Source organism: Pseudidiomarina atlantica (assembly GCF_000753735.1).
Classification (GTDB): Bacteria; Pseudomonadota; Gammaproteobacteria; order Enterobacterales; family Alteromonadaceae; genus Pseudidiomarina; species Pseudidiomarina atlantica.
The window spans coordinates 153,406-166,684 of the sequence record NZ_JPIN01000001.1; the positions used below are offsets into that span (position 1 = coordinate 153,406).

The 13,279-nt window shown below is 50.0% G+C and carries 12 protein-coding genes; 7 read left to right on the top strand and 5 right to left on the bottom strand.

Going from position 1 to position 13,279, the window contains the following annotated elements; genetic code table 11:
- The 5 genes from tmk to IDAT_RS00800 all read left to right on the top strand — a co-directional run bounded on the left by tmk (position 1) and on the right by IDAT_RS00800 (position 4,373).
- Positions 1–636 carry a dTMP kinase gene (tmk, locus tag IDAT_RS00780; RefSeq protein WP_034729274.1) on the top strand — a complete coding sequence of 212 codons (636 nt, stop codon included), beginning with the start codon at positions 1–3 and terminating at the stop codon, positions 634–636.
- Positions 633–1,586: a DNA polymerase III subunit delta' gene (locus tag IDAT_RS00785; RefSeq protein ID WP_034729275.1), complete on the top strand. Its 954-nt coding sequence runs from the start codon at positions 633–635 to the stop codon at positions 1,584–1,586. The genes tmk and IDAT_RS00785 overlap by 4 nt, the downstream gene beginning before the upstream one ends.
- Before the next feature lie 2 nt (positions 1,587–1,588).
- Positions 1,589–1,915, top strand: coding sequence for a PilZ domain-containing protein (locus IDAT_RS00790; protein ID WP_034729277.1), 327 nt, complete (start codon positions 1,589–1,591; stop codon positions 1,913–1,915).
- A gap of 25 nt (positions 1,916–1,940) precedes the next feature.
- Positions 1,941–2,738, top strand: coding sequence for a TatD family hydrolase (locus IDAT_RS00795; RefSeq protein ID WP_034729279.1), 798 nt, complete (start codon positions 1,941–1,943; stop codon positions 2,736–2,738).
- A gap of 198 nt (positions 2,739–2,936) precedes the next feature.
- Positions 2,937–4,373 carry a bifunctional 2-methylcitrate dehydratase/aconitate hydratase gene (locus tag IDAT_RS00800; RefSeq protein ID WP_034729281.1) on the top strand — a complete coding sequence of 479 codons (1,437 nt, stop codon included), beginning with the start codon at positions 2,937–2,939 and terminating at the stop codon, positions 4,371–4,373.
- On the opposite strand, the gene IDAT_RS00805 is transcribed toward IDAT_RS00800, so the two are convergent.
- From IDAT_RS00805 to sppA, 3 genes are read right to left on the bottom strand one after another with little or no spacing between them, the layout of a single operon-like run.
- Positions 4,370–5,713 carry a sodium-dependent transporter gene (locus tag IDAT_RS00805; RefSeq protein WP_034729283.1) on the bottom strand — a complete coding sequence of 448 codons (1,344 nt, stop codon included), beginning with the start codon at positions 5,711–5,713 and terminating at the stop codon, positions 4,370–4,372. The two genes, IDAT_RS00800 and IDAT_RS00805, sit on opposite strands and share 4 nt — an antisense overlap.
- A gap of 30 nt (positions 5,714–5,743) precedes the next feature.
- A complete protein-coding gene (gene ansA / locus IDAT_RS00810) occupies positions 5,744–6,763 on the bottom strand; it encodes an asparaginase (protein WP_034729286.1) in 1,020 nt (339 codons plus the stop codon).
- Positions 6,764–6,796: 33 nt separating this feature from the next.
- On the bottom strand, positions 6,797–8,650 hold the full coding sequence (gene sppA / locus IDAT_RS00815; RefSeq protein ID WP_034729293.1) for a signal peptide peptidase SppA: 1,854 nt from the start codon (positions 8,648–8,650) through the stop codon (positions 6,797–6,799).
- Between the two features lie 155 nt (positions 8,651–8,805).
- Here sppA and IDAT_RS00820 point away from each other — a divergent pair, with 155 nt between their 5' ends.
- Positions 8,806–9,354 (top strand): nitroreductase family protein, encoded by a 549-nt coding sequence (locus tag IDAT_RS00820; RefSeq protein WP_034729295.1) that lies wholly within the window; start codon positions 8,806–8,808, stop codon positions 9,352–9,354.
- 12 nt (positions 9,355–9,366) lie between these two features.
- Here IDAT_RS00820 and asnS read toward each other — a convergent pair whose 3' ends face one another.
- Both asnS and bioA read right to left on the bottom strand, forming a co-directional pair.
- Complete coding sequence (asnS, locus tag IDAT_RS00825) at positions 9,367–10,767, bottom strand: asparagine--tRNA ligase (RefSeq protein ID WP_034729298.1); 1,401 nt, start codon at positions 10,765–10,767, stop codon at positions 9,367–9,369.
- A gap of 81 nt (positions 10,768–10,848) precedes the next feature.
- Positions 10,849–12,129, bottom strand: a complete 1,281-nt coding sequence (bioA, locus tag IDAT_RS00830; RefSeq protein WP_034729300.1) for an adenosylmethionine--8-amino-7-oxononanoate transaminase — start codon at positions 12,127–12,129, stop codon at positions 10,849–10,851.
- A gap of 104 nt (positions 12,130–12,233) precedes the next feature.
- On the opposite strand from bioA, the gene bioB reads away from it, so the two are divergent.
- Positions 12,234–13,277: a biotin synthase BioB gene (gene bioB, locus IDAT_RS00835; protein ID WP_034729301.1), complete on the top strand. Its 1,044-nt coding sequence runs from the start codon at positions 12,234–12,236 to the stop codon at positions 13,275–13,277.
- Positions 13,278–13,279 lie beyond the last annotated feature (2 nt).

Here is a 13,279-nt window from a genome sequence, read left to right on the forward strand (position 1 = left end):
ATGCAGGGCAAATTCATAGTCGTTGAAGGCTTAGAGGGCGCTGGAAAAAGCTCAGCCATAGCGAGTATTGTCAATCACTTGCAGGCTAAGCACATTCCGACCACCACAGTGCGTGAGCCCGGCGGAACGCCGCTGGCCGAAGCATTGCGCGACTTGGTTAAGCAGCAATGGCAAGAGCAAATTTCGCCAGAAACTGAATTGCTACTGATGTACGCTAGCCGCGTGCAGCTGGTCAATAATGTGATTCGGCCAGCGCTAGACAAAGGTATTTGGGTGGTAGCTGATCGTCACGATCTCTCCTCCCGCGCGTATCAAGGTGGTGGTCGTGAACTCGGAGATGCTAAGTTGCAGCAACTCAAACAATTAGTGCTTGGTGATTTTGTGCCTGATTTGACCCTGTTACTTGATTTAGATCCTGAAATTGGATTACAACGGGCGCAAGCACGTGGCGAGCTCGATCGTATTGAACAAGAGGCGCTTGCCTTTTTTCAACGCACGCGCGCGCGCTATCTTGAAATCGCTGCCGCGGATTCGAGTATACGCGTCATCGATGCCGAACAAAGCATGCCACAAGTACACCGAGCGCTCTTAGCGGCGCTTGAGCAGGCGCTCTTTGCTCGAGGTGCCGACACATGAGCTTACCTTGGCTGCGCGAACCATGGCGGCAAATAAGTCGTGACTATCAACAAGGTAGCTTAGCGCACGCGCATTGTTTGCCTTGGCAAGCTGATTTAGGCATTGCCCAATTCGTTGAAGAATGGATCAAACTGCTACTCTGTAATGAGCCCAATGGCAGGGCTTGTGGTAAGTGTAAAAGTTGCTTGTTATATCAAGCGAAGACGCATCCAGATTATTATCAAGTGGCGAGCATTGATGGCAAAGCAATCAGTGTTGATCAGATTCGAGAATTATTGACGAAGTTACAACAGACGCCAAATCAGGCCGGCGCGAAAGTGGTGTGGCTGCACGATGCCGAGAAGATGTCCGTAACGGCCGCGAACGCTCTGTTAAAAACACTCGAAGAGCCGACGCAATCCACTTACTTTATCGTTACACCAGAGCGCAGCGAGCGGCTGCTGCCGACATTGCGCAGTCGTATGCGCCTGCATCGCTTACCACAACCCGATGCAGAATTATTGGAGCAATGGTTGGCGCAACAGTTACAGCGCGTCTTGCGTGCAGATGAGCAACAATTGATACGCAACTATCCGCAGCGGCCTTTGGCGTTGCTTAAGTGGTTGCAAAGTGGTGAGTATCCAACCCACCAACTCAGCGAATTAGCGCAAGCTTTATTGGGCCAACAAGCCTGGCCAACCTTGGCAAAAGACAACTGGCAGAGCTGGTTGCTCGCGTCAGAACAGCTGCTCCAAGAACTAATGCGAGTGTGGCAAAATCTACCGCAGGAACATTTATTGCTCGCAAACCAACAACAAGCGTTGCAAGATTGGCTGCGACAACATAATCTCTGTATGACTAAATTAAACGAACAGTTGCATTTGTGTTACGCTATGCGTCAGCAGGTAGCTGAACAGAGCGGCTTAAATGGGCCTCTGTTATTACAAGAATTATGGATGAGGTGGCACTAGCCATGGCAGCAAAGCGCATTCACTTAAAATCAGAAGAACAACTCCGCCGCTTGTACATGCCGTTTATTAAAAGTGGCGCCTTGTTTATTGCTACAGATGAACCTTATGCCATTGGGGATGAACTCGCTTTACTGGTACAATTACCCGGCGACGCAGAAGAAACACTGGTAAAAGGTAAAGTGGTGTGGTTAGCACCGCTGCGGCCAGGGCGCGCAGACCAACGCGGCGTTGGGGTGCAGTTCATTGAAGATAAATCGCATTTACGCAACCGTATTGAGACTTTACTCGGTCACTTAGGTGAATCGAGCGCACCTACCGCCACAATGTAAACCGACACGACGTTAAGGAGTCGCTGTGTTTGTCGATTCTCATTGTCATCTTGATAAACTTGATCTCGCCGAATTTGATGGCTCTCTTGAGCGCGTCCTTGAGCGTGCGCGACAAGCAAAAGTTCAACAATTACTGTGTATTGGCGTTACTCTTGAAGACTTCCCGCGCATGCAAGAGCTTGTTGCGCCGTTCCCTCAAGTCGCTATTTCTTGTGGCGTACATCCGCTTTACATCGCTAAGCATCCACTGCAAAGTGAAACTCTCGAAGCGTATGTAAAAACCGACACTGTGGTCGCGGTCGGTGAAACTGGCCTCGATTACTATTACGATGCTGGGAGTCATTCGGTACAGCAAGAAAGCTTTGCCTTTCATGTCGAACTCGCCAACAAATATCAAAAGCCCTTAATTATCCATACCCGCGATGCGCGTGATGATACCTTGGCTATTTTGAAAAATGGCCAGGCGCAGAACTGTGGTGGGGTGCTTCATTGCTTTACCGAGTCGTACGAAATGGCCAAGCAAGCCATTGATGAACTTGATTTCTTTATTTCAATTTCCGGCATCGCAAGCTTCCGCAACGCGAGTGAGCTACGTGACGTGGTCAAACGTTTGCCATTAGAAAAATTATTGATTGAAACGGACAGTCCTTGGCTAGCACCAGTGCCTCATCGTGGCCAACAAAACCAACCTGCTTATGTTGCCGATGTCGCGAAATGTGTGGCTGATATCAAAGGCATCACACTGGCTCAAGTTGCGGCGCAAACAACAGCGAATTTCTACCAATTATTTAACCGTGTGCGACAACCTGAGGTCTTATCCTGAGGTAAATGCGAAAACTTCGTAAAAAAATTTAGCAAAAAATTTTTTGTTGACTACACTCAATTTTACCTTCGAATTTTATCGAGTTAGCGCACGGCTCAATCCCTTGAGCCATTCCCCTAGGCTCGGGACTCATCTCTTGGTCCCGAGCGTTTTTTTATGCTATAAAAATCAATCAATTAAGCTGCGGAGGGTAGGCGCATGTCAAGTCATGCAGAACGCCAGTACGATAGCGAAATTCAAGCCATTGCCGACTATGTCCTCAATTATGAAGTTGAGAGCGAACTTGCTTGGCAGACCGCCCGTCATTGCCTGAATGATAGTTTAGGCTGTGCCATGTTGGCGCTGCGCTATCCAGAATGCACCAAACATCTAGGTCCTCTGGTTTCCGGTACACAAGTACCGCATGGTGCACGAGTGCCGGGTACGCAATTTTGTCTTGAGCCACACAAAGCTGCGTGGGATATCGGTTGTTGCATTCGTTGGTTAGATTTTAATGACACTTGGCTGGCAGCTGAGTGGGGACATCCCTCGGATAATATCGGCAGCATTCTGGCGGTAGCTGATTATGTATCGCAACAACGTATGGCTGTTGGCCGTGCACCATTGAAAATGGCGCGTGTGCTCGAAGCTATGATTAAAGCACATGAAATCCAAGGTGTACTGGCACTTGAGAATAGCTTTAATCGCGTAGGCCTTGATCACGTGGTGCTGGTGAAGGTGGCATCGACAGCGGTTGCTACTTGGCTGCTCGGTGGTAATCGTGAGCAGATTATGGCGGCGATTTCGCACGCCTGGGTGGATGGTCAAGCGCTGCGTACCTATCGGCACGCGCCTGATACTGGTTCACGAAAATCTTGGGCTGCGGGCGATGCGTGTGGTCGAGCGGTGCGTCTGGCGGATATTGCGCTGCGAGGCGAAATGGGCATTCCTGCCGCGCTAAGCGCTGAAACCTGGGGGTTTTGTGACGTTAGTATGGGGGGAAAACCGCTCAAACGTGAGCAGTCTTACGCAAGTTACGTAATGGAAAATATTTTGTTCAAATTATCGTTTCCCGCCGAATTTCACGCCCAAACAGCAGTTGAAGCAGCGTTGCAATTACATCAAGAATACTCTGAACGCGCGGCAGAAATCGAGAAAGTGGTGATCACTACGCATGAATCAGCACTGCGGATTATTGCCAAAGAAGGCGAGTTAACGAATCCTGCTGACCGCGATCATTGTTTACAGTATATGGTGGCGATTGGACTATTGTTTGGCAGTCTTGACGCTGATCATTACGAGGATGAATTTCATCGCGCCCACCCAGAAATTGACAGCTTGCGAGCGCAAATGGAAGTCATCGAAGATAAGCAATTCAGCGCTGATTATCTCGATCCTAACAAACGTTCTATCGCTAATGCATTACAGTTGGTTTATCGCGATGGCACGACCAGTGACAAGATCACTGTGCATTATCCGATCGGTCATCGACAACGTCGCGATGAGGGTATTCCAGTATTGGAACACAAGTATCAGACGAACCTACGTAGCCGTTTTCCGCTAGCGCGGGCGCAACAGTTATACACTTTGGGTACGGATCCACAACGACTGTTGCAGATGTCCGTACCCGAATTTATGACCCAATGGATGATTTAGCCGCGCCAGATGACCAACAAGATAAGAATCGGGCAGATAAATTTGACGTACCAAGGCCAAATTTTCCAGAACAGCGAAGACTCGATGTCTGGGGCGCCGTCTTGTAACGCTTTAAGTAAATAGTTTTGCCGTAAGATCCAGGTCAACATAAAGCCAAAGGTTAGCCCCATCAGCGGTTGCATGTAGACCGTAGTAACGGTGATCACCAAACCAAAGAGTGCATCGAAGTTATAGATGATGACGGCTGATACCCCGGCAATCAGGCCACCTACTATCCAAGCGGTTCGTGAACGCGGCTGTCCCGACTCTTCGCGTAAGGCGTTCACCGGCGCTTCAAGCATTGAGATAGAAGAGGTGATAGCGGCAATCACCATGAGTGCGAAAAATGCCAAGGCCACCCACAAACCGGCGGCACCCATTGAATCGAACATCGCCGGTAGCACATTAAAGACTAGGGTATCTGCAGAAAGTAAGCTACCATCGGCGGCATAAATTTCTACTCCCAATTGTTGTGCGGCAAACATGGCTGGCAGGATCAATAAGCCCGCTAAAAATGCCACTGAAGTATCCAGACCTGCAACCCAACCGGCTGTTCTAGGCAGGTTTTCGTGTTTTGATAGGTAAGCGCCGTAGGTCATCATGCAGGCTGCACCAATGGACAAAGAAAAGAACGCTTGCCCCATCGCGCGGACGATGAGGTTCGGGTCAAGAACACGGTCAAAATCTGGGGTCAGATACATGCGCAAACCATCGCTGGCACCTGGCAAAGTCAGAATATAAATCACCATGCCCAGCAAAAGCACAAACAACAAAGGCATCAAACGTGTTGACCAACGTTCGATGCCCTTGGTGACACCCGAACGAATGACATGAATGGTCAGCAGCATAAACAGCACCATCATTACCAGGTTACGCTCAACACTGAAGCCGGTGAGCCATCTTGCAGCGGCTGGGAAGCCGAGTAACTCGGCTAAAGGCGCTAACATATAAGCTAGCAACCAGCCTGAGACAATAGCGTAAAAACTCAAAATGAGCGACAGCACTATGAGTGCGACAACCCCGGTGGTGGCACCAAACAGTCGCCAGAATGGTTTTTCACTGAGCGCTCTAAGTGCCTCAATGGGATTCTGCTGACGCATACGGCCTATCGTTAGCTCGGCAACCAGCATTGGATAAGCGAGCGCTAAGATCATCACTAGATAGACTAGTAAGAATGCGCCACCGCCATTGCTAGCAGCTTGGGTAGGGAAGCCCCAAATGTTACCAACGCCTACCGCAGAACCTGCGGCGGCCAGAATAAAGCCAATACGTGATGAAAATGCTGGAGATGATGCAGCCATAGTGTTTGTTCTTATTATCGTTTTAGTTGCTTACGCGGAAAGCTCGCCGCGTAGATCCGTTTGTAATTGTCGTTCCAGTTCGCTGCGCGATAAATCTTGCGCCAGCAAATAATGCAATTTCGTGAGTGCTGCCTCAATGGTCATGTCATAACCACTGACGACGCCAATTTCGGCCAAGGCATTGCCGGTCGCATAGCCTCCCATATTGACCTTGCCTTTGAAGCACTGCGTGCAGTTTAACACTGTCACGCCAGCGTCGATACCTCGTTTAATGCTTGCCAATAACTGGGCGTTTTGGGCGGCATTGCCAACTCCATAGCTTTGCATAATGAGGGCGCGTACCGGCTGTTGCAACAGTTGATCAAACAATACCGGTGCAATGCCAGGATACAAGGTAATGACACCAATTGCTTGCGCTGATACCCCGCGAACGCGAAGCGGCGTTTGCTCAATCGCTTTGATGGTACCAGCCTTAACGCTGATCTGAATACCAGCCTCGAGTAGCGGACGAAAGTTGGGAGAGTCGAAGGCATTAAAGCCATTGGCATCAGCTTTTGTGGCACGGTTACCGCGGAAGAGTTTGTTATTGAAAAACAAACCTACTTCATGAATTGGATAATTCGCCGCAATATAAAGCGCATTGAGAAGATTGGTTTGGCCATCTGAGCGCAATGCCGCCAGCGGTATCTGTGAACCGGTGATGATAACCGGCTTGCCAAGGTTCTCGAACATGAATGACAGTGCCGATGCGGTATAGGCCATGGTATCGGTACCGTGCAAAATGACAAAACCATCGTAGTCAGCGTAGTTTGCTTGAATATCATCAGCGATACGTTGCCAGTCTTCTGGTGACATATCCGATGAATCCATCAAAGGTGCGTATTCATGGATAGTGAAAAGTGGCATTTCTTCACGGAAGAATTCTGGCATGCGATTGACGCATTGGGTTAAAAAACCAGGCGCAGGGACATAGCCCTGCGCCGATTTTTGCATGCCAATGGTACCGCCAGTGTAGGCGACATAGATACGCTTACGCGTGGTTGTGGTCATCGTGATTCCTTAACTAAGTTCGCGCTAACGGACTTAGGGCATCGGGCACGTTTCGCACAACAAGTAGACACCTTGCGGGTCGTTGAAATTCGACAGTACTTGCGCTTCACGCCAGACACCCATGAGCTGCTGCTTAATCGGGTCGATGGTACGTTGAGTCGCGCTATCAGGCAAGAGAACCTGTGCTTGTCCGAACAGATCTTGCAAGAATAATTCACGCGCGCTCATATCTGGAGTGACTGTGCGCACGTCATAGTTTTCAATTTTCGCCGCCGCTGCTGCTGCTGCAACAGCTTCATCAAAGTCGCCTAGGGCGTCAACTAGACCCAGCTCTTGCGCTTTGGCACCGGTCCAGACACGACCTTGCGCTACTTCATGAACTTGTTCGTAAGTCATGTTGCGACTCTCGGCAACCATAGTTACGAAGTCACGATAGAACTTTTCGATCGAGGTTTGCACGATCAACTTACCTTCATCCGTTAACGGACGGGTAATGTCCATTAGTGGCATTTCTGTGGTGTGATAACCGTCGCTGTAGACACCAACGTGGGCAAGGGCATCTTCAATCGTGAAGAACATGCCGAACACGCCTATCGAACCTGTAATCGTCGTCGGTGTGGCCCAAATCTCATCCGCGCTGGCCGCGATCCAATAACCGCCAGAAGCGGCTACTGATGACATTGAAGCGATTACTGGAATACCTGCGGCTTGCAGCTCGAGCACTTCTTGGCGGATCACCTCAGACGCAAAACCGCTACCGCCGGGGCTATCAATTCGCAAGACTACCGCACGTGTGTCGTCGTCTAAACGTGCTTTACGTAGCAGGGCAGCAGTGCTATCACCACCGATAATGCCTTGGCGTTGGAAGCCGTCCACGATCATGCCACGAGCAACGACCACAGCGATAGTGCCATCACTATCTGCTTGATCTTCTTCTACGTTGACGAGACCGGCGTCAAGGTAGTCTTGATGATAGATTTTGCGCCAGCTGGTTTCGTCATCGTCTAAGCCGGTAATATTGATAAGCTGCGTGCGGAACGCTTCGCGGGTCAGAAGGTCATCGACCAAACCACCGTTTTTCGCCAATAACGCCATGTCTTCTTGGCTTTCGCTCAGTGCAGCTTTGAAGTCCTCCATTTTGCCACTTAGCAAACGGGCATCAACGTCGCGGAGTTGTTCAATGGTGGCAATATAAGCTTGCCAAAGTGCATCATAAAGCTGCGCGTTTGCTTCTTTCGCTTCACTCGACATATCGGTGCGTGTATAGGGTTCTACCGCTGATTTATACGCGCCCACTTTAAATACATGGGTGCTAATTTTTAATTTTTCGAGCAATTCTTTGAAGTACAGTTGATAGCCACCCATGCCTTCAAACATCATCGCACCGAGCGGGTTGAGGTAGACTTCATCACCATGTGCGGCAAGGTAATACTGTGACTGCGTATAATAGTCGGCGTAGCTGTATACAGGCTTGCCAGTTTCGCGAAAAGCGAGCAGGGCATCGCCTACTAACTTCATTTTGTTCATACCACCGCCAGCAAAGCCACTAAGATCGAGGTAGATACCACTAATGCGGTCATCGGTGGCGGCGCGCTCGATACTTTCGATGACATCACTTAATAAAGTTTCGGGCGCATTGCTGCCGGCACCAAAGGCTTCATTGATAAAGCGGTCGGTAGGATCCACCCAAGTTTCTTCTTCAACCAATGCGCCATTCAATTGCAGCACCAGCATGCTATTGTCAGGCACTACAATGGGCTCGTCTTCCGCAACCATCACCCCAATTACAATGAACAGTAACAAGAAGAAAATGACATTTAGAATAAGCTTGCGAATGTTATTGATTAGCCCGAACAGCTTTTTAAATACGTTGACGATACCGCTCATCGGTTGGAGTCCTTTTTACAATCTTACTTTAGCTAAGTTTGAAGAATACTGAAGATTTATTGAAGAAACTAGTCCGACAATGTAACAGAGCGTGATCATTTGCTAAGCTAGCAGCGTTATTGAATTGTCTTTCACTGGCGAATAGTAGGAGCCTCATGGACGCCATCGAATTACTTACCACCCGCTCGTCAATGCCGCGTCTGGTTGCGCCAGGGCCAACAGTTGAACAATTTGCACTAATGCAGCAAGCAGCAACGCGAGCGCCCGATCACATGGAATTGATGCCCTATCGATTTGTGACATTTGCAGGGGCCGGTTTAACCCGACTCGCTGAGATCTTTGTGGCAGCGGCACGTGCGCGTGGCGATGATGCGCTGCAGCTTGAGCGTGCGGCGCAATTACCGCTGCGAGCGCCGATGGTGATTGCGTGCCTAATGGACTATCAAGCCCATGATAAAGTGCCCAGAGATGAACAATTCGCCAGTGCCGCTTGTGCGACTTTGTTACTGCAGCAAGCTGCCTTTGCGCAAGGGCTAGGAGCGATTTGGCGCACCGGATGGTTTGCCGAAGATGCTGGAGTATTAGCGGCACTCGGGGGCAAGCGAGAGGACGCGATCGTCGGCTTTTTATATGTCGGCACACCGGTGGTGCCAACGCCGATTAAACCGAACAAAGCCATCGGCAACAAATTTACCGATGGCTAAGCGTTCAACGGGTTAGAAATCAAGGGTTTTTGGCGCCCGTGGGAAGGGGATGACATCACGGATATTGGTCATGCCCGTCACATAGGTGACTAGGCGTTCAAAACCTAAGCCAAATCCAGCATGCGGCACGGTACCGTAACGACGTAAGTCGCGGTACCAGCTGTAGTGCTCAGCATCTAGACCCATCTCTGCCATGCGCGCGTCTAGCAGATCAAGACGTTCTTCGCGTGCACTACCACCGATGATCTCACCAATGCCTGGTGCTAAGATATCCATCGCTGCCACCGTTTTACCATCGTCATTTTGGCGCATGTAGAAGGCTTTAATGTCTTTTGGATAGTTCTTCATGACGATCGGTGCGCCGACGTGCTCTTCGGCCAAGTAGCGCTCGTGCTCTGATTGCAAGTCAGTGCCCCAACTGACTGGGTATTCGAACTTCTTGCCACAGTTTTGCAGGATCTCAATGGCGTCACTGTAATCCATGTGCACGAATTTGTTGCTTGCCACTTTTTCCAGACGTTCTATTACGCTGTTGTCAATGCGTTGTTGGAAGAATGCCATATCATCGGCGCGCTCAGTCAGCACGGCATTGATACAGTACTTGAGCATGTCTTCGGCAAGATAAGCAATGTCGTTGAGATCGGCGAAGGCAACTTCAGGCTCGACCATCCAAAATTCTGCCAAATGGCGACTGGTGTTCGAGTTCTCGGCACGGAAGGTTGGGCCGAAGGTGTAAACCTTTGACAATGCGCAGGCATAGGTTTCAACGTTTAACTGCCCAGAGACCGTCAAAAATGATTCTTTACCAAAGAAATCTTTACTGAAATCAACATCACCTTTATCAGTACGCGGCAAGTTCATCAGATCCAATGTTGAGACGCGGAACATCTCACCGGCGCCTTCAGCATCTGAAGCAGTAAGTATAGGGGTTGCCACCCATAAGTAGCCACGCTCATAGAAAAAGCGATGCAAGGCTTGTGCGAGACAGTTGCGCACCCGCATGACCGCACCAGTAACGTTGGTGCGCGCACGCAAGTGAGCGAACTCACGCAAGTATTCCATTGAATGAGGTTTTGGCGACATCGGATAGGTATCAGGATCTTCGACGAAGCCATAGACTTCAACTTTTATTGCTTGTAGTTCGAACGCTTGACCTTTGCCTGCCGACTCAGCGACAGTGCCAGTGATGGCTACACTGGCGCCAGTGGTGAGTTTTAACACTTCGCTATCGTAGTTATCGAGTTCATTGGGTACGACAGCTTGAATAGCATCAAAGCATGAACCGTCATGGATGTTAATGAATGAGATACCGGCTTTAGAGTCACGCCGAGTACGCACCCAACCACGAACGGTGGCTTGCTCACCAACAGCGATTTTTCCCGCTAAAACGTCGACTACTGTTGCGAAGGGCATAGGTGTTAAAACTCCCTGTTAAAATCAAAGGTCAAAAAGTGCGTCTATGTTACCTTGCTTTGCCTAAGACTCAAGCGAAAATCACGCCTGGCGGGCAAGATCCGCAATCGCATCAGTCAATTTTGTCAGTTGCGCGGCGGTAATAATGTACGGAGGCATCAGATAGACCAATTTACCGAACGGGCGGATCCATACGTCGGCCTCGACAAATGCCTGCTGAGCTTTCGCCACATCTACGGGCGCGTGCATTTCGACCACGCCAATCGCACCAAAACATCGCACGTCTGCCACTGTCGGCAATGACTGTAAAGGCATGAGTTCGGCTACTAACTGTTGGTGGATAGTCTGCACTTGTTGTTGCCATTGATTTTGCTCCAGCAACTGCAAGCTTGCGTTGGCCACTGCACAGGCAAGTGGATTGCCCATAAAAGTTGGACCATGCATAAAGGTACCACCGGCGGGCCCCTGACTAATCACTGCGCCGACCTCGGCGCTGCAGAGTACTGCGGCTTGGGTCATGTAGCCGCCAGTGAGGGCTTTGCCAACACAAAGAATGTCTGGCGCGACCTGTGCGTGTTCACAGGCGAACCAGGTCCCAGTGCGACCGAAGCCGGTGGCGATTTCATCGGCTATTAGTAATACCTTATACTCGCGACACAGTGCAGCGGCACCAGCGAGATAGTGGGGATGGTAAAAGCGCATACCGCCGGCACCTTGCACTATGGGTTCTAGAATTAATGCTGCAAGTTCATGGTGATGGCGCTCTAGCAACTGTGCTAGCGGTTCGAGTGCGCGCGGATCCCAGTCATCGTTAGGCGTAAGCTGCGGAATGGGGGCAAACAATTGCTCTCTAAGACTGCCTTGAAACAGTGCATGCATGCCATTGACTGGATCACACACCGACATTGCGGCAAAAGTATCACCGTGATAACCGCCGCGAATGGTCGCCAACCGGTTTTTGCTAGGGTGATCTTGCGCATACCAATACTGCACCGCCATCTTAATCGCAACTTCTACACTGACGGAGCCTGAGTCAGCTAAAAACACATGTTGCAGATTGTCTGGCGCATGCTTAAGCAAGCGTCGACATAAATCGACGGCTGGTTGGTGGGTGATTCCGCCAAACATCACGTGACTCATGTGTTGCAGTTGCCTTTGGAGTGCCCCGTTTAAATGCGGGTGATTATAGCCATGCACGGCAGCCCACCAGGAAGACATGCCGTCGACTAAACGTCGTCCATCCGCCAAGATCAACTCACAGCCTTCAGCCGCCGCAACGGGGTAGACAGGAAGTGGTTCCTTGAGAGAGGTGTACGGATGCCAAATGTGTTCACGGTCAAATTGCAAATCAGTTAATTGCATAAAAAGTAACCAAACGTAAGATATAAGACCTGTTAAAAGTTGACAGTGTAGCGGATCAAAGTATCCTTTCCGAGCATAAAATCACTTAAAACAAGAGAACTCAGATGAGCAAGCAACCCATCCGTCATGATTGGCAGCGTGAAGAAATTGAAGCCTTATTTGCACAACCACTGAATGATTTGTTGTTTACTGCACAGCAGGTTCATCGCACGCATTTTGATCCGAATAAGGTTCAGGTGAGCACCTTACTCTCGATTAAAACTGGGGCTTGTCCAGAAGATTGCAAGTACTGCCCACAAAGTGCGCATTACCGAACTGATGTCGACCGTGAGCGCCTCATGGCAGTTGAAAAAGTACTGGCAGAAGCCGAAGCGGCGAAACAACAGGGCGCCTCAAGATTTTGTATGGGAGCGGCGTGGCGTAATCCAAAAGACCGTGACATGCCCTATGTGATTGAAATGATCAAAGGCGTGAAGGCGTTGGGACTTGAGACTTGTATGACCTTAGGCATGCTTAGCGCTGAACAAGCCAAGGTTCTTCAGCAGGCAGGGTTAGATTACTACAATCACAACCTTGATACGTCGCCGGAGTTCTATGGTGAAATTATTAGTACTCGCACCTATCAAGATCGCCTAGATACTCTGAGTAACGTCCGCGATGCGGGCATGAAAGTTTGTGCTGGCGGTATTGTTGGCATGGGCGAAACCCGTCATGACCGCGCTGGATTGCTGCAACAACTGGCGAATTTGCCACAGCATCCTGAAAGTGTACCGGTGAATATGCTGGTAAAAGTCAAAGGCACGCCTTTTGCCGAGCTTGACGATTTGGACCCATTAGAGTTTGTGCGCACTATTGCTGTGGCGCGTATTCTGATGCCACAGTCGTTTGTGCGGCTTTCCGCTGGACGGGAAACCATGACCGATGAGTTGCAGGCGATGTGTTTCTTCGCCGGGGCGAATTCGATTTTCTACGGTGAGCGTTTGTTGACTACTCCAAACCCAGAAGCCAACAAAGATCGGCAATTGTTCGCGCGACTCGGCATCACACCCTTGGCGCACGAGGGCTATGCCGATGAAGTGCATGAAGCAGTCCTTGAAGACGCGGTGCACGAGCAGCAAAGTGCGCCGCTGTACTATGAGGCGCGCTAGGG